Origin of the sequence: Actinocrispum wychmicini, assembly GCF_004345645.1 — a bacterium.
GTDB lineage: Bacteria > Actinomycetota > Actinomycetes > Mycobacteriales > Pseudonocardiaceae > Kibdelosporangium > Kibdelosporangium wychmicini.
On record NZ_SLWS01000014.1, the window covers coordinates 143,753 to 163,005 of the forward strand.

19 protein-coding genes are annotated in these 19,253 nt (G+C 68.2%); 11 read left to right on the top strand and 8 right to left on the bottom strand.

Annotated elements, in window-relative coordinates; genetic code table 11:
• The first annotated feature begins 2 nt into the window (after positions 1 to 2).
• Entirely contained in the window at positions 3 to 395 is a 393-nt protein-coding gene (locus EV192_RS45650; protein ID WP_132125014.1) for an MmcQ/YjbR family DNA-binding protein, read from the top strand.
• A gap of 1 nt (position 396) precedes the next feature.
• Here the strand turns inward: EV192_RS45650 and EV192_RS45655 are convergent, their stop codons facing one another.
• Positions 397 to 2,664, bottom strand: a complete 2,268-nt coding sequence (locus EV192_RS45655; protein ID WP_132125015.1) for a molybdopterin-dependent oxidoreductase — start codon at positions 2,662 to 2,664, stop codon at positions 397 to 399.
• Positions 2,665 to 2,883: 219 nt separating this feature from the next.
• On the opposite strand from EV192_RS45655, the gene EV192_RS45660 reads away from it, so the two are divergent.
• Genes EV192_RS45660 through EV192_RS45675 form a run of 4 tightly spaced genes read left to right on the top strand, consistent with a single transcriptional unit; the run spans position 2,884 to position 7,434 of the window.
• Positions 2,884 to 4,092, top strand: coding sequence for an amino acid ABC transporter substrate-binding protein (locus EV192_RS45660; protein ID WP_132125016.1), 1,209 nt, complete (start codon positions 2,884 to 2,886; stop codon positions 4,090 to 4,092).
• Positions 4,089 to 4,970 (top strand): branched-chain amino acid ABC transporter permease, encoded by an 882-nt coding sequence (locus EV192_RS45665; protein ID WP_132125017.1) that lies wholly within the window; start codon positions 4,089 to 4,091, stop codon positions 4,968 to 4,970. The genes EV192_RS45660 and EV192_RS45665 overlap by 4 nt, the downstream gene beginning before the upstream one ends.
• Complete coding sequence (locus EV192_RS45670; protein ID WP_132125018.1) at positions 4,967 to 6,715, top strand: branched-chain amino acid ABC transporter ATP-binding protein/permease; 1,749 nt, start codon at positions 4,967 to 4,969, stop codon at positions 6,713 to 6,715. The genes EV192_RS45665 and EV192_RS45670 overlap by 4 nt, the downstream gene beginning before the upstream one ends.
• A complete protein-coding gene (locus tag EV192_RS45675; RefSeq protein WP_132125019.1) occupies positions 6,715 to 7,434 on the top strand; it encodes an ABC transporter ATP-binding protein in 720 nt (239 codons plus the stop codon). Before EV192_RS45670 ends, EV192_RS45675 begins: the two co-directional genes overlap by 1 nt.
• Here EV192_RS45675 and EV192_RS45680 read toward each other — a convergent pair.
• The gene (locus EV192_RS45680) at positions 7,431 to 8,453 is read right to left on the bottom strand and encodes a LacI family DNA-binding transcriptional regulator (RefSeq protein WP_132125020.1); all 1,023 of its coding nucleotides are present in this window, start codon (positions 8,451 to 8,453) and stop codon (positions 7,431 to 7,433) included. The genes EV192_RS45675 and EV192_RS45680 overlap by 4 nt on opposite strands.
• A gap of 126 nt (positions 8,454 to 8,579) precedes the next feature.
• Between EV192_RS45680 and EV192_RS45685 the strand changes: the two genes are divergently transcribed.
• Positions 8,580 to 9,356 (top strand): GNAT family N-acetyltransferase, encoded by a 777-nt coding sequence (locus EV192_RS45685; protein ID WP_132125021.1) that lies wholly within the window; start codon positions 8,580 to 8,582, stop codon positions 9,354 to 9,356.
• Positions 9,357 to 9,373: 17 nt separating this feature from the next.
• Here the strand turns inward: EV192_RS45685 and EV192_RS45690 are convergent, their stop codons facing one another.
• The gene (locus tag EV192_RS45690) at positions 9,374 to 10,765 is read right to left on the bottom strand and encodes a caspase family protein (RefSeq protein ID WP_132125022.1); all 1,392 of its coding nucleotides are present in this window, start codon (positions 10,763 to 10,765) and stop codon (positions 9,374 to 9,376) included.
• A 93-nt stretch (positions 10,766 to 10,858) separates the two neighbouring features.
• Positions 10,859 to 11,293 carry a MarR family winged helix-turn-helix transcriptional regulator gene (locus tag EV192_RS45695; protein WP_207926767.1) on the bottom strand — a complete coding sequence of 145 codons (435 nt, stop codon included), beginning with the start codon at positions 11,291 to 11,293 and terminating at the stop codon, positions 10,859 to 10,861.
• An 82-nt stretch (positions 11,294 to 11,375) separates the two neighbouring features.
• On the opposite strand from EV192_RS45695, the gene EV192_RS45700 reads away from it, so the two are divergent.
• From EV192_RS45700 to EV192_RS45710, 3 genes are read left to right on the top strand one after another with little or no spacing between them, the layout of a single operon-like run.
• Positions 11,376 to 11,753 (top strand): VOC family protein, encoded by a 378-nt coding sequence (locus EV192_RS45700; RefSeq protein ID WP_132125023.1) that lies wholly within the window; start codon positions 11,376 to 11,378, stop codon positions 11,751 to 11,753.
• A 39-nt stretch (positions 11,754 to 11,792) separates the two neighbouring features.
• A complete protein-coding gene (locus tag EV192_RS45705) occupies positions 11,793 to 12,134 on the top strand; it encodes an ArsR/SmtB family transcription factor (protein ID WP_132125024.1) in 342 nt (113 codons plus the stop codon).
• A 36-nt stretch (positions 12,135 to 12,170) separates the two neighbouring features.
• Positions 12,171 to 12,761 carry a TetR/AcrR family transcriptional regulator gene (locus EV192_RS45710; RefSeq protein ID WP_132125025.1) on the top strand — a complete coding sequence of 197 codons (591 nt, stop codon included), beginning with the start codon at positions 12,171 to 12,173 and terminating at the stop codon, positions 12,759 to 12,761.
• On the opposite strand, the gene EV192_RS45715 is transcribed toward EV192_RS45710, so the two are convergent.
• Both EV192_RS45715 and EV192_RS45720 read right to left on the bottom strand, forming a co-directional pair.
• Entirely contained in the window at positions 12,758 to 13,780 is a 1,023-nt protein-coding gene (locus EV192_RS45715) for a DNA polymerase IV (protein ID WP_132125026.1), read from the bottom strand. The genes EV192_RS45710 and EV192_RS45715 overlap by 4 nt on opposite strands.
• 14 nt (positions 13,781 to 13,794) lie before the next feature.
• Positions 13,795 to 14,748, bottom strand: coding sequence for a helix-turn-helix transcriptional regulator (locus EV192_RS45720; RefSeq protein ID WP_132125027.1), 954 nt, complete (start codon positions 14,746 to 14,748; stop codon positions 13,795 to 13,797).
• 74 nt (positions 14,749 to 14,822) lie between these two features.
• Here EV192_RS45720 and EV192_RS45725 point away from each other — a divergent pair, with 74 nt between their 5' ends.
• Entirely contained in the window at positions 14,823 to 15,794 is a 972-nt protein-coding gene (locus EV192_RS45725) for an ATP-binding cassette domain-containing protein (protein ID WP_132125133.1), read from the top strand.
• 28 nt (positions 15,795 to 15,822) lie between these two features.
• Positions 15,823 to 16,563 carry an ABC transporter permease gene (locus tag EV192_RS45730; protein WP_207926769.1) on the top strand — a complete coding sequence of 247 codons (741 nt, stop codon included), beginning with the start codon at positions 15,823 to 15,825 and terminating at the stop codon, positions 16,561 to 16,563.
• A gap of 161 nt (positions 16,564 to 16,724) precedes the next feature.
• On the opposite strand, the gene EV192_RS45735 is transcribed toward EV192_RS45730, so the two are convergent.
• Both EV192_RS45735 and EV192_RS45740 read right to left on the bottom strand, forming a co-directional pair.
• Positions 16,725 to 18,074: a lipase family protein gene (locus EV192_RS45735; RefSeq protein WP_132125028.1), complete on the bottom strand. Its 1,350-nt coding sequence runs from the start codon at positions 18,072 to 18,074 to the stop codon at positions 16,725 to 16,727.
• An 83-nt stretch (positions 18,075 to 18,157) separates the two neighbouring features.
• A complete protein-coding gene (locus EV192_RS45740) occupies positions 18,158 to 19,246 on the bottom strand; it encodes a cytochrome P450 (protein ID WP_243727491.1) in 1,089 nt (362 codons plus the stop codon).
• Between the last annotated feature and the right edge of the window lie 7 nt (positions 19,247 to 19,253).

Below are 19,253 nucleotides of genomic sequence, written 5' to 3' on the forward strand. Positions count from 1 at the left end.
CATTGAGCACCTGGGACGACGTACGCCGGCTCGCGATGGGGCTGCCGTTGGTGGAGGAACGGGACACTGAGGACGACGTCCTGCAGTGGCGGGTCAAGGACAAGCTGTTCGTGTGGGAACGCCCGCTGCGCCAGGGGGACATCGCGGCGCTCGGCGAGTCCGCGCCGGACGGCCCGATCCTCGCCGCCCGAACCCCTGACGTCGGTGCCAAGGCAGCGCTGCTGGCCGACAACCCGAAGGTGTACTTCACCACCCCGCACTTCGACGGATACCCGGCGGTGCTCGTCCGGCTGGACGAGATCGAGGTGAAGGAGTTGGCGGAACTCGTGGTGGAGGCCTGGCTGGGCCGGGCCCCAAGACGCGTGGCCAAGCAGTACCTCGCCGACCGCCGCTGACTCAGGGGCGGCGGCCGACGGTGACCGGCGGGACCGGGCCGTCGAAGCGTTCCACTTGGACCAGGGCGTGTTGGCCGGTGCAGCCTTGGGCCAGGCGGGAGGAGCCTCGGTCGGCGGTCAGCACGTTCGGGTTGCCGTGCGCGCACAACGCACCGCTGGGGTGATCCGCGACCGGGTCGAACCAGGCGCCGGTCGGCAGTTGCACGACACGTTCCCGCAGTTCTTCGGACAGCACGGCACCGGCCAGGCACGCGCCGCGGTCGTTGAACACACGCACGATGTCGCCGTCGGCGATGCCGCGGGCGGCCGCGTCCGCCGGGTGGATCCGGATCGCTTCCCGGCCGGCGACCTTGGCCGCCTGGCTGGTCGGTCCGACGTCCAGTTGGCTGTGCAGCCGGGTGCTGGGCTGGTTGGCGATCAGGTGCAACGGGAAGTCCTGGGCGCGCGGGCCGCCGAGCCAGTCCTCGGGTTCGAGCCAGGTCGGATGGCTGGGGCAGTCGTCGTACCCGAAGCCCGCCACGGTCGCCGAGGTGATCTCGATCCGTCCGCTCGGGGTCGGCAACGCGTGCGTGTCCGGGTCGGACCGGAAGTCGGCGAACAGGGTGCGGTCCGTTTCCCCTTGGGGGAGAACGAGTTCGCCGGCCGCCCAGAAGTCGTCGAACGACGGCACCTCGTCACCCAGACCCTGGTACAGGTGCTCCAGCCACTGCCGGACGGTCCGGCCCTCGGTGAACTCCGCCGAGACGCCCATCCGCGAGGCGAGGCCCGTGAAGATCGCGTAGTCGTCCCGCGCGAGGCCGGCCGGTGGGGCGATCCGGTGCATCGCGATCAGGTGGGTGTCCCGTCGACCCGCGCCGAAGTCCTCCCGTTCGACCATGGTCGTCGTGGGCAGCACGATGTCCGCGTTCCGGGCGGTCGCTGTCCAGTACGGCTCGTGCACCACCACGGTGTCCGGCCGGGCGAACGCGGTCCGCAGCCGGTTGAGGTCCTGGTGGTGGTGGAACGGGTTGCCGCCGGCCCAGTAGACCAGCCGGATGTCCGGGTACGTCCGCGTCGAGCCGTCGAACTCGTACTGTCCGCCCGGGTTCAACAGCATGTCCGCGATCCGGGCGACCGGGATGAACTCCCTGACCGGGTTCACCCCCTGCGGCAGGGCCGGGATCCGGACGTCCGGACCGGTCGAGCCGACGTCGCCCATGGACCCGTAGCCGTGCCCGAAACCGCCGCCGGGCAGGCCGATCTGGCCGAGCATGGCGGCCAGCGCGATCCCCGCCCACACCGGCTGTTCGCCGTGCTGGGTCCGCTGCAGTGACCAGGTGACCGTGATCATCGTCCGTGACCTGGCCATCCGCCTGGCCAGCGCGACGATGTCCGCGGCCGGGATCTCGGTGATCGCGGCGGCCCACGCCGCGTCCTTGACCACGCCGTCCTCGCCGCCGGTCAGGTACCGCTCGAACTCGTCGTATCCGGTGCAGTACCTGTCGAGGAAGTCCTTGTCGTGCAGCCCTTCCGCGCACAGGGTGTGGGCGAGGCCGAGCATCAGCGCGGTGTCCGTGCCCGGCCGGACCGGATACCATCTCGCCTCTACTGTGGACGGAAGGTCGGCGCGGAACGGCCCGACCAGCGCGATGTCCACTCCGGACCTGGCCAGGTCGTGCAGGTGGCCGGGCATGGTGTGCTTGGTGACCCCGCCGGGGGTGACGAACAGGTTCTTCGCCGGCACCCCGCCGAACGCCACGAGCAGCTCGGTGTTCTGGACGATCGTCGGCCACGTGGACCCGTTGAACAGCACGGAGTGCGCCTCGCCGACCACGTGCGGCAGCAACACCATCGACGTGCCGAAGCTGTACGTGCCCTTGCCCGCGGTGTACCCGCCGACCAGGTTCAGGAACCGGCGCAACTGGCTCTGCGCGTGGTGGAACCGCCCGGCGCTGGCCCAGCCGTACGAGCCGCCGTAGATCGCCTGGTTGCCGTGGTCCGTGCGGATCCGCTGGAGTTCGCCGGCGACCAGGTCGAACGCTTCGTCCCAGCTGACTTCGACGAACTCGTCCCGCCCGCGCCGCTCGTCCGGGCCGGGCCCGTGCTCCAGCCAGCCACGGCGAACGGCCGGCGCGGCGACCCGGCTGCGGTGGCCGAGCGTGGCCTTGAGGTTGTCGAGCAGGGGTGACGGCGCCGGGTCGGCCGGATGCGGCCGAACCCGCAGCTCACCGTCCTGGTCCACTTCGGCGAGAAACGCTCCCCAGTGCGATGTGCTCGGCAGGATCGTCATACCTACACCATCCGTCTTCCGGGTCTCGAACGCGACCCGATATTGGTCACGTGCGTTCGGCGGCGCCTGAGTTCAGCGGGTCGGCCGCGCGGGAACCGTTCCTTCAGTGGGTGTGCGAGTGCCCGGGTGTTGACAGACTGGTGTCGACGGCAGGACGATGACCGGCGCTGCAATCGTTTGCCGTCGTGCTCAATCCGTCCCGACGTAAAAGGAGCACGCATGCCTGTCCGAGGGTGGTTGCCGACCGTGGTCACCTGTGTCGCGCTGGTCGCGACGGGGTGCGGTAACGGCAGTGCGAAGGGCGGCGGCGCCGGGCCGCTCGTGATCGGCGCGTCGCTGCCGTTGACCGGCCAGTTCTCCCAACCGGGTGGGGAGGCCAAGCGGGGCTACGAGATCTGGCGCGACATGGTGAACGCGACCGGCGGCCTGCTCGGCCGCCAGGTCGAGCTGAAGATCACCGACGACGCCAGCAACCAGGACACCATCATCAGCGACTACACGAAGCTGATCACCCAGGACAAGGTCGACCTGTTGCTGGGCAGCTTCTCGTCGCTGTTGAACTACCCGGCGTCCGCGGTGGCCGAGAAGAACAAGATGCTGTACGTCGAGCCGGCCGGCGGCGCGCCGAACATGTTCAGCCGCGGTTTCAAGATGCTGTTCTTCGCCCAGCCCGCGACCGCGCCGCACCAGGCGGACGGGGTGGTGCAATGGTTGGCATCGCTGCCCGCGGCGAGCCGCCCGGCCACCGCCGCGTACATCACGCAGGATGATCCGTTCACCCGACCGGCCATCGAGTCGCTGCAGAAGCAGCTGGAGGCGGCCGGGGTGAAAACCCTGTACTCCCAGGTGTATCCCGCGGACACCACGAACTTCCAGCCGCTGGCCAGCGCGATCGCCGGTGGCAAACCGGATCTGGTGGCCCAGGGCGCCCAGTTCGAGGACGGCATCGGCGCCGTGCGGGCGTTGAAGCAGATCGGGTTCTCGCCGAAGGTGCTGTTCCAGACCAACGCCCCGGGCAACGGGAAGGAGTACAGCGACGGGATCGGGATGCCCGCGACCGAGGGCGTGTTCTACTGCACGAGCTGGAGTGAGAACGCCAAGACGCCGTTGAACGCGGACTTCAACGCCGAATACCGCAAACGTTTCGGATCCGACCCAGCCGAGGACGCGGCCGACGGGTTCGCCGCCGCACAGGTTCTGCAGGCCGCGGTGACCGCGGTCGGCAAGGTCGACCAGGCGGCGCTCGCCGACTGGCTGCGCGCCAACCAGGTGCCGACCATTCTCGGCACGCTGAAGTGGGCGCCGACCGGTGAACCGCAGACCGCGTTCATGCTCGCCCAGTGGCAGGGCGGCAAGGTGGAGGTGGTGTCGCCCAAGGAGGCCGCGACCACGGACAGGATCGTGTTCCCGAAGCCGGGGTGGCAATGACGCAACTGCTCCAGACGGTCGTGCTCGGCCTGCTCATCGGCGGCGTGTACGCGCTGATGGCGGCCGGGCTGACCCTGGTGTTCGGGATCATGGGGATCGTCAACGTCGCCCAGGGCGCGTTCCTCGTGCTGGTGGCGATGGTGACGTGGAAGGTCTGGTCGCTCACCGGGATCGACCCGATCGTGCTCGCGCTGGCCACCACGCCGGCCATGTTCGGCCTGGGATGGCTGCTGTACCGGCTGGTGGTGGTCCGGGTCCGCCAGTCGACGCCGGCCATGTCGATGCTGCTGACGTTCGGCATCGCGCTGACCATCGAGGGCGTCCTGAACGTCACGGCCGGCAATCGTTTCCGGTCGGCCACCCCGGCCTACTTCGCCGAGTCGTTCCACATCGGACAGGTCGCGCTGCCCAAGGCACAGGTGTACGGCTGCGCGGCCGCGCTTCTGGTGCTGGGCCTGCTGTATCTCGTCCTGAACCGGACGTGGACCGGCCGGGCGATCCGGGCGTCCGCGCAGAACCCGAGCGGTGCCGCGCTGGTCGGGATCAGTGCGTCCACAGTGGCCGCGCTATCGTTTGCACTGGGCGCGGCCACGGCCGGCACGGGTGGGTCGATCCTGTCCGTGCTGTACCCGTTCTTCCCGGCGTCACACTACGACTGGATCGCCAAGCTGCTCGGCATCATCGTGTTGGGCGGCATGGGATCGCTGCGCGGCGCCTGGGTGGGCGCGCTGATTCTCGGCCTCGCCGAGACGGCCACCGCCACCTACGGCTCGCCGCGCTGGTCGACACTCGTTTTCTACGCGGTGATCCTGCTGGTGTTGCTTGTCCGCCCGCACGGGCTGTTCGGCACCCGACTGCGTGAGGACGTCGCGACATGAACGTACGCACTGGTCTGCCGTTGCTGGTTCTGGGAGCGCTGGTCGCGTTCCCGGTCATCGACCCGGCCGCGACCTACGAGCAGACCGTGTTGCTGATGGCGTTCCTGCTCGCGATCCAGGCCGTCAGCTGGAACATCATCTCTGGGTTCGCCGGTTACATCTCGTTGGGGCACAGTGTGTTCCTCGGAATCGGCGCGTACACCGCGGGGATACTGGCCGCTCGCTGGCACGTCAACCCGTTGGTGCTGGCGCCGCTGGCAGGCGTGGTCGCGGTGGTCGTCGCGCTGCTTGTCGGCAGCGTTGTGTTGCGTGCCAAAGGGCCCGCGTTCGTGATCATCACCATCGCGTTGTTGTTGGTGTTCCAGGTGCTCACGGTGAACACGCCGGCGCTGACCAACGGCTCCGACGGAATCACGCTGGAACTGCCGTCCTGGTCGTCGGACATTCAGAACATCCCGTTCTACTACGCGTTTCTGGGATTGCTGGTGGTGACGGTCGGCTTCGCCGGGTGGATTCGCCGGACCAAGTTCGGCACCGGGCTGGTGGCGATCCGCGAGGACGAGGGCAAGGCAGCGGCGATCGGGATCCCGACCACGCTGTACAAGAACCTGGCCTATGCGGCCAGCGCGTTCTTCGTCGGGGTGGCCGGTGCCGTGTACGCGTATTTCCTGACGTTTCTGAACCCGTTGGGCGCCTTCAACATCCTCGCCAGCGTCATGGTCGTTCTCGCGGCACTTGTCGGCGGCAAGGGAACGTTGTGGGGACCTGTGGTCGGTGCGTTCATCGTCTCCTTCGCCGGGGAGGCCGCGACCAATTTCGGCGGTGAGTCGCAGACCCGTCTGGTCATGTTCGGCGTCGCCCTCGTGCTGGTCGTGGTGTTCATGCCCGACGGCCTGGTGCCACTGCTGAATCGTCTCGTCGCCCGAAAACGCCAAGCTGTCGACTACATCGATCACGTCGTCACCGTGGAACGCCGTCCGGTCGAGCCGAGTGTCCCGAAGACCGAGGTACTGCTGGAATTCCGGGATGTGGGCAAGGCGTTCGGCGGACTGCGCGCGGTGAACGGCGTGAACCTCGCGGTGCTCGACGGTTCGATCACCGCGCTGATCGGGCCGAACGGCTCCGGCAAGACGACCTTGTTCAACCTGGTCACGGGTATCGCGGGCGGGCATTCCGGGGAGATCCGGCTGGCCGGCCGGCCGTTGACCGGGCTGCCGCCGTGGACCCGGGCGCACCTCGGGCTCGGCCGCACCTTCCAGGTCACGCGGCTGTTCAAGGCCATGACCGTGATGGAGAACGTGGTCGCGCCGCTGCGTGGTTTCGCGCCAGGCGTGCTCGCGTCAGACGCGGTGGCCGGTCATGAAGCCGACCGTGCGCGGGAATTGTTGTCGTTCGTCGGTCTCGGCCGGTTCACCACCGAACGGGCCGGCGCTTTGTCGTACGGGCAACAGAAACTGGTGGAGTTGGCCCAGGTGTTGATGCTTGAGCCGCGAATGGTGTTGCTCGACGAACCGGCCGGCGGGATCAGCCCCGGCCTGGTCGACCGAATGGCCGAGATCATCCGCGAACTGAACCACCGAGGCGTCACTTTCCTGGTGGTGGAACACAACATCCCGATGGTTCTGGACCTGTGCGACTCGGTGTTCGTCGTGGCCGGGGGATCGGTACTGGCCGCCGGCCCGCCGGAGATCATCCGGTCCAACCCGGCCGTGCTGGACGCGTACCTTGGCGGGGTGGTCTCGTAATGTTGGAACTGCAGGGCGTGTCCGCCGGTTACGGCGGTGGTGACGTGTTACAGGGAATCGATCTGACAATTGTCCCCCAGTCGGTGACGTGTGTCCTCGGACCGAACGGGGCCGGCAAGTCCACTGTGCTGCGTGTGGTCAGTGGGCTGGTCCGGCCCCGTCTCGGAAAGGTGACGTTGGGGGACAGGAGAATCGACGGGCTGAGCCCACCGGAGGTGCTCGGCCTGGGTGTCGCCCACGTTCCGCAGACAGGAGCGTTGTTCCCGGGGATGACCGTGCGGGAGAACGTGCTGATGGGCGGATATCTGATTCGACGGCAGCGAAAATTGTTGGCGGAACGGTATTCCGCGGTGGTGAACCTGGTGCCGCTGGTCGCGCACCGGGCCGACACCCCGGCCGGCACCCTGTCCGGCGGCCAGCGGCGAATGGTGGAGATCGGCCGGTCCCTGATGCTCGACCCGGCGGTGATCCTGCTCGACGAACCCTCACTCGGCCTCGACCCCCAAAGCCTCGAAGCGGTGACCGTACTCATCAACCGTATGCACGACAACGAGAAAACCGTGGTCCTGGTCGAGCAGAACGTCCGCCTGGGCCTGGCCCTGTCAACACACGCCGTGGTGTTGGAAGGCGGCCGCGTGCGCCTGCACGGAACCGCACAGGAGATCACCGAGCACCCAGACATCGCGTCGCTCTACGTCGGGGCGTTCGTTCAGTCCTAACGGGACGGCGGCGCGGTCGACTCCCGCAGGACCAGGGTGGCCGGCAGGGTGATGGACTTCGTCGGCAGGTCCGGGTTGCCGAAGCGGTCCAGCAGCATCCGGGCGGCCTCCGCGCCGATCTGGTAGTGCGGGACCCGGACCGTGCTCAGCGGCGGGGTCAGCCGGTCGATGAACGGCATGTCGTTGAACCCCACCAGGCTGATGTGCTGCGGGCAACGCAGCCGGCGTTCGCCGAACACGTCCAGGCAGCCGAGGGCGATCATGTCGTTGGCCGCGACGACCGCGGTCGGCACCTTGCCCGCGTCCAGCATCGCCCGCGTCGCCCGCGCGCCCTCCAGTTCGGTGAACCCCTTGGCCGCGACCACCAGTCCGGGATCCAATGTCATGCCGGCGTCGTCCAGCGCCTGCCGGTAGGCGCGCAGCCGGCCGCGGCCCGTCGACGTGTCCTGCGGCCCGGCCACGTGCGCGATCCTGGTGTGCCCGAGGTCGATCAGGTGCCGGACGGCCATGGCGATGCCGTCGTGGTCGTCGCCGGTCACCGACGGGATGTCGGAGTGGTCGACCCTGCGGTTGACCAGGACGATCCGGGTGCCCGCCCGGTGCGCGTCGATGAACAGCCCGTCCTCACGGTGGGCCGTGGCGACCACCAGGCCGTCGACCTGGCGCGCCCGGAGCGTGTCGAACAGCTTGACCTGGCGGTCCGGGTCGTTGTCGGTGTTGGCGATCAGTGTGGTGTACCCGGCCGCGGCCAGTACGTCCTCGATGCCGCGCACGATCGGCGGGAACAACGGGTTGGTCAGGTCCGGGATCAGGACGCCGACGGACATCGAACGCGCGGTCTTCAGGCCACGGGCCATCGCGTTCGGCTGGTAGCGCAGCTCCCGGGCCGCCGCCTGCACCCGGCGCATCGTGGCCGGGTTGACGAGCGAGCTCGTCGCCGGGTTGAGGGCGCGCGACGCCGTGGTCACGTGCACGCCGGCGCGCTGCGCGACCTCCTTGAGGGTGGGCGAGTTGGTCATGGCGGCACCCGGGGCTAGGCAGAAAACGATTGCAAACAAGCGTAACACGGCCTTGACCTTGGATTATCCGCGAGCGGTCCGGGAAATCCGCTGCGGCCGGCGATCATCTCCGGTTAGGGTCGGCTGGTGCCTGACGCCGCCGAACTGCTCGCCGCCTACGACGACCAGCTGCGCCCTGCCGAGTACACCCAGGTAGAGCCCGGGATCGGGGTCGAACGGGACGGGCCGGTGGTGCGGATCTTCGGCCGGCACCGAGGCTTCGTGAGCACACCCCGGGACCTCGGCGTCGACGGGGCCGAACTGGACAAGCTGATCGCCCGCCAACGCGACTTCTTCGCGGCCCGAGGCGAAGGCCTCGAATGGAAGACCCGCGGCCACGACCTGCCGGCCGACCTCCCATCCCACTTGTCCGCCGCCGGATTCGTCCCCGAGGACCGGGAAACCATCGTGATCGGCGCGGCCACCGACATAGCCGCCCAACCAGCGCGTACCCCGGACGGGATCGTGATCCGGGAGGTCAGCACCGACGAGGACTTCCACCGCATCGCGGCCATGGAGACGGCCGTGTGGGGGATGGACCTCTCCTGGCTGGCCGACGACCTGATCACCCGACGCGCCTACACCACGGTCCTCGTCGCCGAAGCCGGCGACCAGCTCGTGTCCGCCGCCTGGCTGGTCGCCAAGTACGGACCGCACTTCGCGGGCATGTGGGGCGGCTCCACCGTGGCCGACTGGCGCCGCCGCGGCATCTACCGCGCCCTGGTCGCCCGCCGCGCCCAGGTGGCCGTCGAGCGAGGGATCACGTACCTGCAGGTGGACGCCTCCGACGACAGCCGCCCCATCCTGGAACGCCTCGGCTTCATCGCAGTGGGCACAACCACGCCTTATGTCTGGACACCGTAGTTCGCGGCAGGCTCGGCTTACGACACCTCGCCGTGCTCGTTGACTCGCCAGCCGTCGGATGTCTTGATCAAGGTGAGCCTGAGTTTCTTGCCACCGTCAGTCGGCACGTCGACAGTGACCGAGTTTATGTAGGAATCCGGCGTGGCAGTGGGTTTTCCAGTCACCCGGGTCATGATGATCGCACTCAGATCAATTCTGGTCAACGTGATGGCCTGATATTCTTCGGTAGTGTATGGGCTGAGTCCGTCCAGCCATTGTTTTTTGGTGATTCCCGCTGTGTGGTTGACGAATGCTCTCGCCCATTTGTCGGCGCAGTCGAGCGCCGCTGGATCAACCTTGGTGAGGGTTTTGTTGTCGGTAGGGTTGAGTCGCGTGTCGGTGGGGTAGGGCCTCGTACTCGTGGTGGAACTGTCGGATGTCGAGGTGGTGGTGGGTGTCTGGGAGGGTGTGGTGGTGCCGGACGCCCGGGAACCGCGATCTTGATTGGTCGCGATGATGATCACGCTGGCCGCCGCGATCCCCGCGACGGCGACCGAGACGATTCTGTCCCGTGTTCTTGTCGTGGTAGCGGGAAGTGTGATGTCGGGGGCGGGACTCACGTCGAACCCGACACTGTCGGGGACGTCGAGACCGTGTGCTGGATTGCGAACCAAAGCCAGATGGTCGGCGGTGCCCGTGCCGCGTTGGCTCGGCAACGGCAGGCCGCGCGCTGCCATCGTCGCGCGCAGTCGGCGGTAGATGGTGGCCAGGCTCAGCAGTTCGGGTCCATCCGGGATTCCGTTACGCAGTAAGGCAACGAGCTCTCCGGTGAACGCGGTGTACGTGGCGCCGGGCCGCGCGAGGGCCGGCGTGTTGGGCGGGGTGGACGTCAGGGTGTAGGTCCCGGCCACCTCGATCTGTCCGAGGACGGCTTCCGTGTCGCCCGTCATGACCCCTTGGGTGGCGCGGCCACTGAAGCAGCAGTCGAGCACAAGGACCCGGTTGGTCGCCTGGCAGTTCAGGAAGACATCCCGGAGCAGGTCCATGCTCAGCGCGCTCACCGGCAACTCGTCGACGTCCGTGTCGGAAAGGCACAAGTACAGTTCGTTTCGTACGGATCCCGTGAGGCCATGTCCGGCGAAATACACCAGGAAGGTGTCGTCGGCCCGCTTCGCGTATTCGCAGAGTGTTCGGTACACGTCGCGAACCGAGCCGGTGCCGTCGACGATTCCGCACCGGTTCGCTGTGAATCCACTGCGGGTCGAATCGGTCAGCACCGTGTGTAACGCGTCGAGATTGTTGTCCACCGCGGGCAGGTTCGGCAGATCCGTCGACCGGTACGAACTCACTCCGATGAGAACGGCACAAGATCGTTCGGGATCGGGCAGTCGCACCAGGGTCACCTCGGACGTCTCGGATCGGGCCTCCACCGTCCCCGAACCTCGCGCTGGAGTTTCTCACAGCACATTCCGCCCGCCCGTGGCGGTGCCGCGCAATCTGCTGCTCCGCACAGTCCGGCGCGGTTAGACGCCTAGTTCGCCGGCGAGGCGGTGGAGGTACACGGCGAACTGTTTTCGGTCGTGGTCTGGCCAGGTCTCGGTGAGTTCGTCGAAGGCTCGGCGTTGCCATCGGTTCGCGGCTTCGCGGAGGTGGCGGCCTTCGTCGGTCAGGCGGAGCACGGTTCGGCGGCGGTCCTGGTCGGATTCGGCACGGTCGAGGTAGCCGGCGTCGGCGGCGTCGCGGACCATTCGGCTGGCGCCGGAGTGGTCGAGGCCGAGTTGGTGGGCTACGGCGTTGACGGTCGCCTCGTTGTGTCGGGCGGCGTGGACGGCTTCGACCACGAGGATGTGCTGGACGTGGCGCATCTCGCCGGTGAGGTCCCGGGACGCGTGGTTGGTCCAGCGCCGGGCGAAGAACCGGACCAGGCGAAACAGCGCGGGCCCGCCGTTGTGATTCACGGAAGCCACGGTACATCGAGACTGTACATCGCGTGCGATGCGCACTTATTATGTGTGCGAATCGCATGTATTGGAGACCGTGATGACCGTTCTGCTCAACCACATGATCGTGCCGGCCACGGACAAGCAGGTGTCCGCCGAGTTCCTGGCCCGGCTGCTTGGACTACCTGTGGGCGCGCCCGCCGGACCGTTCGTGCCCGTTCCGGTCAACGCCGACCTGACCATGGACTTCGACGACCGGCGCGGCGCCACCCCCGGGCACTACGCGTTCCTTGTCGACGACGACACGTTCGACAAGCTGCTCGGCCACCTGCGGGACAGTCCGGGGATCGACTACGGCTCGGGGCCCATGCACGGCTGGGACCGGCAGATCAACCATCTCGGTGGCGGGCGCGGCGTGTACGTCGCCGATCCCGACGGGCACAGCTACGAGGTCTTCACCGCCGACCCCAACGAATAAAACTTGACTTATATAAGTACGCGTTGTCAGGCTGGCCGGGTGCACGCGTTCGATGTTCTCGGTGACCCGGTCCGGCGGCGGATTCTGGAGCTGCTGGCCGACGGCGAGCTGCCGGCCGGGGAGATCACCGAGGTGGTGCGCGCCGAGTTCGGGATCTCGCAACCCGGCGTGTCGCAACACCTGCGTGTTCTGCGCGAGAACGGGTTCGCCACGGTCCGCGCGGACGGCACGCGGCGGCTGTACTCCGTCGATCCCGCGCCACTGCAGGAAATCGACGCCTGGTTGGACAGATACCGGCGGTTCTGGACCCAGCGGCTGGGTGCGCTGGGCACGGAAATCGCCCGGGGAAAGCGGGAACGCCGGACTCGCGACGGCACGTAGACTCAGCTCCCGAAATCCGACCAGGGAGGTAGCGCCGTGCCACCCGTCAACCAGCAACGCCGTGAGGCCCTCGCGGACGCGGCCATCGCCATCGTGTCCCGCGAGGGCACGCACGGCCTGTCGCACCGAGCGGTGGACGAGGCGGCCGAGGTGCCGAGGGGGACGACGTCCAACTACTTCCGGTCGCGGGAAGCGTTGCTGGAGGCGACCGTCGCTCGGCTGGTTCAGCTGCATTTCCAGTGGATCGCCGAACTGCGCGCGCAACGGGCCGGCGACCTGAACCGGGCGGCCCTGCACGAGATCCTGTCCACGGTCCTGGCCGAGGCGGTCACCACCTACCAGGACCGCTACCGGGCGATGCTCGAACTGCTGCTGGAGGGAACGCGTCGGCCGGAGCTGCGGGACGCGCTGGTCAGGATCTTCAGTGGCGCGTTCGAATTGGTCCAGGAGGCGCATCGGGCGGACGGCGTGGCGCCGACCGAGGAGGAAGTCCACCTGATGCGCGTGTGCTACATGGGTGTCCTGTTCGGATACGTCGTCCTGCCGGAGACGCTTATCCAGCTCGGCCCGCGCGAGACGACAGGCGAGTTGTTGACGGCCGTCCTTGGATACAAGGCGAAAGTCTAGAACTCGGCGCGTACGCCGAGCAGGCGGATCGGCCGCGTGTGTTCGAATCGGTCCAGCACTTCGAGTGCCGCGCGTTCGATCTCGTCCGCGTCACTCGTCGCCTCAGGCAGCGTCATGCTTCGGGTCAACGTGATGAACGGCGCGAACCGGACTTTCACCGCGATCCGGGCCGCTGGGCGGCCTTCGTCGGCGACATCCTGCGCCACCCGCCGCGCGAGGGCCATGACTTGAGCATCGATTTCGGAACGGTCGGTGAGGTTCTCCTGGAACGTCACCTCCCGGCTGCGGGACTTCGCCACGTACGGGGTCGCTTCGACGTGGGTGTCCCCGGCGCCGAGGGCGAGCGTCCGGTACCACGGGCCCATGTTGGGGCCGAACCGGGCGGCCAGGTCGGCCGGGTCGGCGCGGGCCAACGCGGCGACCGTCGTCAGCCCCATCTCGTTGAGCTTCTTCGTGGTCCGCGGGCCGATTCCCCACAGCGCGTCGACCGGTCGGTCGGCCATCACCGCGACCCAGTTGTCCTTGGTGAGCCGGTAGATCCCGGCCGGTTTGCCGAATCCGGTGGCGAGTTTGGCGCGGAGCTTGTTGTCGCCGATGCCGACCGAGCACGACAGGCCGGTCTCTTCGGCGACGGCCCGTCGCACGTCTTGGGCCAGCGCCTCGGGGTCGTCGGTCCGCGCGCCCAGGAACGCCTCGTCCCAGCCGATCACCTCGACCACGACCGGCAGTTCCCGCAACGTCGTCATCACCTGCTCGGAGACCGCCTCGTACGCCGGCGGGTCGGACGGCAGGAAAACCGCGTCCGGACACCGTTTGGCCGCGGTCCGCAACGGCATTCCGGAGTGGATCCCGAACTCGCGGGCCTCATAGGTCGCCGTCGCCACGACCGCGCGCTCGGTGGGGTCGCCGTTGCCGCCGACCACCACGGGCCGGCCGCGCAGCTCGGGCCGGCGCGCCACCTCGACCGCCGCGATGAACTGGTCGAGATCGACGTGCAGCACCCAGTCCCGGATGGACACCCGGCCAGTATGCGTCACTCGGTGTTGCGCAGCAGCAGTTCGCCCATGGTCCGGACGTAAGTACGCAGCTCGGTCGGCTGCACGATGGTGAAGTCGGCGCCGATGCCGCCGAGCAACATGGTGGGCCAGTCCAGTGTGTCGGTGTTCATGGTCATCCGGCACGTGTCGGTGCCGGTCGGCTCGACGGACGCCCAGTGCGTCACCACCGACTTGACCCGCTCGGCCGGTGCCTGGATGTCCACGATCACGGCGTGCTGGGTCGGCCGGTTGTTCAGGCGGCGGCGCACGAACTCGGCCGGGTCGCCGCCGGGCAGGTCGCGTTGGCGGAACCGGGCGCCGGTGGCCTTCGGGTCGACCATCCGGTCCGCGCGGAACGTCCGCCAGTCGTGCCGTTCCACGTCCCACGCGACGAGATACCAGCGCCGCCCCAACGACACCAGCCGATACGGCTCGACATGCCGACGCGTTTCCTCGCCGTCGTACGCGGTGTAGGCGAACCGCAGCCGTTCGTCGTCACGGCACGATGACGCGATCACGGTCAACGCGAGCGCGTCGACGGTCGGCCCGCCGCTCCAGATCGCGGGCACGGTATAGGTGCGCAACGCTTCCACGCGCCGGCGCAGCCTCGGCGGCATGACCTGGATGACCTTGGTCAACGCGCGCATCGACGTCTCCTCGATGCCGGCCACCGCACCGCCCGCCGCCGTGCGCAGGCCTACCGCGATCGCGACCGCCTCCTCGTCGTCGAGCAGCAACGGCGGCATGGCGGCACCGGACTGCAGCTGGTAGCCGCCGGCCACACCCCGGTTGGCGTCGACCGGATAACCCAGGTCACGCAGGTTGTCCACGTCCCGCCGCAGCGTCCGTGGGCTGACCTCCAGGCGGTCCGCCAGCTCCTGGCCCGGCCAGTACCGATGGGTCTGCAGCAGGGACAGCAGCCGCAGCATCCGCGCACTCGTGTTCGCCATGGACCCAGATTCGCACACCTAGAGGTCAGAAACTGACCGGAATGACTCATAGCGTTGTTCCCATGACCGAGCCAATGATTCACACCAACGGGCTGACCAGGCATTTCGTCGTGAAGAACGAGACGGTGACCGCGGTCGCCGGACTGGACCTGCACGTCGAGCCCGGCGAGCTGGTGGCGCTCCTCGGCCCGAACGGCGCGGGCAAGTCGACGACCCTGCGGATGCTCACCACCCTGCTGGCGCCCACGTCGGGCACAGCCCGGGTCGCCGGGTACGACGTGGTCACGCACCAGCGCGGGGTGCGCAGCCGGATCGGCTACATCGGCCAGGGCAACGGCGCCGGGCACAGCCAGCACGGCCGGGACGAGCTGGTCGGCCAGGGCCGGGCGTACGGGATGACGAAGGCCACCGCCAAAGCCCGCGCGGACGAGCTGATCGAGTCCCTGGACCTGGCCGCGGTTGCCGACCGGATGGTGTCGTCGCTGTCCGGCGGCCAGCGCCGCCGGCTGGACATCGCGATGGGCCTGATCCACAGTCCCGCCCTGCTGTTCCTGGACGAGCCGTCCACCGGCCTGGACCCGCAGAACCGGGCCAACCTGCAGGACCACATCAGGCGGCTACGGGCCGAACACGGCACGACGATCGTGCTGACCACGCACTACCTGGACGAGGCCGACCAGCTGGCCGAGCGGGTGATCGTGATCGACCACGGCAAGCTCATCGCGGACGACACTCCGGCCCGCCTCAAGGCCGAACACGCGCGGGACCGCATCACCCTGACCTTCGACACGGCCGGCCAGGCCGCTGAGATCGTCCGGCACCCGGCGCTGGGCATCGTGGCCGGCGCGGACATCCGGCAGGCCGGCACGACCGTCGTGATCGACCTGGACGGAGCCGCCCGGCTGGCGCAGAAGCTGTTGCGCGCCTTGGACGACGCCCTCATCGAACTCGCCCGTGTCGAGGTCACCCAGCCCACCCTCGACGACGTCTTCCTGAACCTGACCGGCCGCAGCCTGCGTGACGAGACCCAAGGAGCTTCGAAATGACGACTGTGACTCTCCCGACCCCCCCGCTGTGCCGACCACTACCCTGATCCAGGACACCGTCACGGTGTTCGTCCGGGAGCTGCGACCCGTGCTGCGCAACCCGTTCTCGGTGATCTTCACCATGGTGCAGCCGCTGTTCTTCCTGGCGTTGTTCGCGCCGCTGTTGCCCGGCGACGCGTCCCTACAGTGGTTCGTGCCCGGCATCGTGGTGATGTCGTGCCTGTTCGGGACGTCCGCCACCGGATCCAACCTGCTGTTCGAGATGCAGACCGGTTCGCACGAACGACTCCTGGTGACCCCGTTGCGGCGGCCGGCGCTGATCATCGGCCGCGCGCTCAAGGAGATCGTGCCGATGCTCGCGCAGACCGTGCTGCTCGTGATCGTGACTGTCCCCTTTGGATTCAGCCTGTATCCGGTCGGCGCCGTGCTCGGGTTGCTGATCCTGGCGGTGTTCTGCGTCGGGCTGGGCGCGTTCTCGTACACGCTGGCGTTGGCGTCCAAGGACAACGACTGGATGTTCTGGGGTGTCCAGCAGACCCTGCTGTTCCCGCTGCTGCTGCTCGCCGGGATGATGCTGCCGATCGACGGCGGCCCGGCCTGGCTGCAGACCATGTCGAAGTTCAACCCGCTGACGTACGTGGTGAACGCCGAGCGCGACCTGTTCAACGGCCACATCGCGACCGCGACCGTCGGGTACGGCCTGGTCTCCGCCATTGTCGTGGCCGCGCTCGGCCTTCTTGTCGGAACTCGGGCGATCCGCCGGGCCTAGGCCGTGTTTCAGGTGTCCCGATCGCGATAGCCGGGCCGGATGCGGTCCCTGACGCCACCGCCGGCACGCCCAAAGACAACCAGTATTCGCGGCGTACCGGCGGCGACGTCAGGAACCGCCCCGATCCCGGCTCTCATCGACCGGGACACCTGAAACACGACCTAGCCGATGGAGCCGGGGCCGATGGGACGGCCGAGCAGCGCCAGGAAGTCCTTGTACAGCACAGTTCCCAGCGTGACGATCGCGGTCGGGTTCAACAGCGACGACACGACCGTCCTTGTGCTGCACGAGTTCGACACGGGCTTCCCGGCAAGGCGGTCCTTGAGCCAGTTCAACGCGTCCGGCGCGCCGGTGACGACCAGGGCGATGTGCTCGCTGACGATGTCCCTTTGATAGGTCACCCGACCGCCCTCGGCGCAGTACTTCTTCACAACCGCGTCGGTGTCCTTGACGGGCACCAGTTCGTCGTTGACCGAGTGGTAGACGAACAGGGGAGCGGTCGGGGTGTGCTGGCCCATCGTGACGTCCGCCAGCACCTGCGTGGGCACGGGTCGGTCGAGCGGGTTCGGGATCGTGAAGTACTTGTAGAGGTCCTTGAACAGGAACGTGGTCACGTTCGACGAGTTGCACTGCGACCCGGCCTTGGCGACCGCGGCCTTGCCCTCGTCGGTCAGGTACGTGTCCAGGAACTGGGCCAGTTCGGGATAGGCGTGCGACATGCCGACGATTCCGCTCATCGCGATGCCCGCGAACGGGCCGCCGTTGGCGCCGGTCAGCACGTTGCGCGGGTTGACCGGCAGGCCACCCTCGGCGACGCCCTTGATGTCGAGTTCGGGCGCGTAGCTCGGCTGTAGCTCGGCGGCCCAGCCGGACGCGAGCGCGCCACCGGAGTAGCCCCACAGCCCGATGTTGGACTGTGCGCCGAGCCCCAGGTGGCTGCGGGCCGCCCGGATGCCGTCGAGCGTCGCCTGGCCGGCCTGACGTCCGGCGACGTAGGCACTTCGTGGGCCTTCGTAGTCCGGAACGGACACTGCCCAGCCCTGCTGGAGGGCCGCGTCGATGAGCAGGATCTCGGCCTGGGCCACGATGTTCTCGTTGCCCGCGCCCTGCAACAGCTGGTAGGAGATGGCACATTGCGGCGCGGCGCTGTCCTCGGCGACCTGATAGGACACCAGCGGCCGGGACGCCGACGGCGCCGCGCCCCACGGCAGTAGCACCGTGGTGACCGTGGCCTGCGGGTTGTTCTTCGTATCGGTTGTCCGGTAAAGGACCTGCCAGGCTTGTGCCTTCTGCGGGAGCGCCGCGAACGCCGACACCGACACCGCCCGGGACCGCAGGACCGTCCCGGGCGCGGTGGACTCGTAGCCGCTCGGCGGCTGGTAGAACGGGTCGCTCTGCGGTGGCGGGGGAGTGGCCGCCGATGCAGTTCCCGCAGTTCCCACGGCGACCAGGAGCGCGCCGACGAGGGCGGCGACTCGGCCTCGTCGCTTACCGGTGAACATCGTTGTCATTGCCGGTTACCCTTCCGAAAGGATCTGAAAAGACCTCTGATCGGAATGAACGACCGGCCGGCGCTCTGGTTACGCCCGGCTCATCACCACGTCACGGGGAGTGCGGTCAGCCCACTGCCGAGCGTGTCCGTGTTGAAGACCAGATCGTCCGACGACACCGCCAGGCGCATCGTGGGGAAACGGGTCACGAGCTGCGTGAACACCTCGGTCAGCTCGATCCGGGCCAGTGGCGCGCCGAGGCAGTACCGGATGCTGTGGCCGAAGGCGAGGTGCGCGGACGTCTGCCGGGTCACGTCGACCCGTTCCGGGTCCGGGAACACCGCCGGGTCCTCGTTGGCCGCGGTGATGCTCAGCAACACAAGGTCGCCCTGGTGAATCGTGGCGTCGCCGACCTGCATTTCGGTCCGTGCGTACCGGGGAATTCCGCCGCCCTTGTTGGCGTACGCGCGCGGTGCCCGCAGGATCTCCTCGACGGCGTTCGGCACCAGGCTCGGATCGTCCACCAGGGCCTGCCACTGGTCCGGGTTGTCGAGCAGCAGCATCGCGCCTTTGCCGATCTGCATGACCGTGGTCTCGTGGCCGGCGAACAGGAGCGTCATCGACAGGGTCGCGGCCTCGTAGTCGGTCACCCCCTCGGTCGCCGCCAACTGGGAGATCACGTCGTCCTGAGGGTTCGCGCGTTTCTTCGCCACCAGTTCGTGGCCGTAGCCGAAGAGAGCGGCCAACCCCTGCTGGGAACGTGTCCCGTCGACGGTGTTCGCCGCGTCCTGCGTCCACTGCCGGAACTGGTCGCGGTCCTCGTAGGGCACGCCGAGGAGTTCGCAGATGACGAGGATCGGCAGCGGGAGTGCGAGTTCGGCGTGGAGGTCCGTCGGCGGCGTCAGCTTGTCCAGCAATTCGGTGGTGAGCGCCTGGATGCGGGGACGGAGGGCGCGCATGCGTTTGGGCGAGAAGTGCGGCTGGAGCAGCGACCGCATCCGTGCATGGTCGGCGTGCTCGGTCTCGAAGTTGCCGGACGGCCCACCGAACAGGGCCGACGCACCCGTCCGGGCCGCGGTCGCCGGCTCGGGATGGGACCGGCCGAGCCGCTCGTCGGCCAGCAGTCGGCGCACCTCGGCGTGGTCGGTGGCCAGCCAGGCCGGGTCGCCTGTGGGCGTCTGCGTCTTGATCACGATATCC

What these genes read in the sequence shown, in the direction of transcription:
- EV192_RS45680 (WP_132125020.1), bottom strand. Translation starts at nt 8,453, where the DNA reads ATGACCAACTCGCCCACCCTCAAGGAGGTCGCGCAGCGCGCCGGCGTG.
- EV192_RS45670 (WP_132125018.1), top strand. Translation starts at nt 4,967, where the DNA reads ATGAACGTACGCACTGGTCTGCCGTTGCTGGTTCTGGGAGCGCTGGTC.
- EV192_RS45665 (WP_132125017.1), top strand. Translation starts at nt 4,089, where the DNA reads ATGACGCAACTGCTCCAGACGGTCGTGCTCGGCCTGCTCATCGGCGGC.
- EV192_RS45735 (WP_132125028.1), bottom strand. Translation starts at nt 18,074, where the DNA reads ATGACAACGATGTTCACCGGTAAGCGACGAGGCCGAGTCGCCGCCCTC.
- EV192_RS45675 (WP_132125019.1), top strand. Translation starts at nt 6,715, where the DNA reads ATGTTGGAACTGCAGGGCGTGTCCGCCGGTTACGGCGGTGGTGACGTG.
- EV192_RS45655 (WP_132125015.1), bottom strand. Translation starts at nt 2,664, where the DNA reads ATGACGATCCTGCCGAGCACATCGCACTGGGGAGCGTTTCTCGCCGAA.
- EV192_RS45725 (WP_132125133.1), top strand. Translation starts at nt 14,823, where the DNA reads ATGATTCACACCAACGGGCTGACCAGGCATTTCGTCGTGAAGAACGAG.
- EV192_RS45660 (WP_132125016.1), top strand. Translation starts at nt 2,884, where the DNA reads ATGCCTGTCCGAGGGTGGTTGCCGACCGTGGTCACCTGTGTCGCGCTG.
- EV192_RS45700 (WP_132125023.1), top strand. Translation starts at nt 11,376, where the DNA reads ATGACCGTTCTGCTCAACCACATGATCGTGCCGGCCACGGACAAGCAG.
- EV192_RS45720 (WP_132125027.1), bottom strand. Translation starts at nt 14,748, where the DNA reads ATGGCGAACACGAGTGCGCGGATGCTGCGGCTGCTGTCCCTGCTGCAG.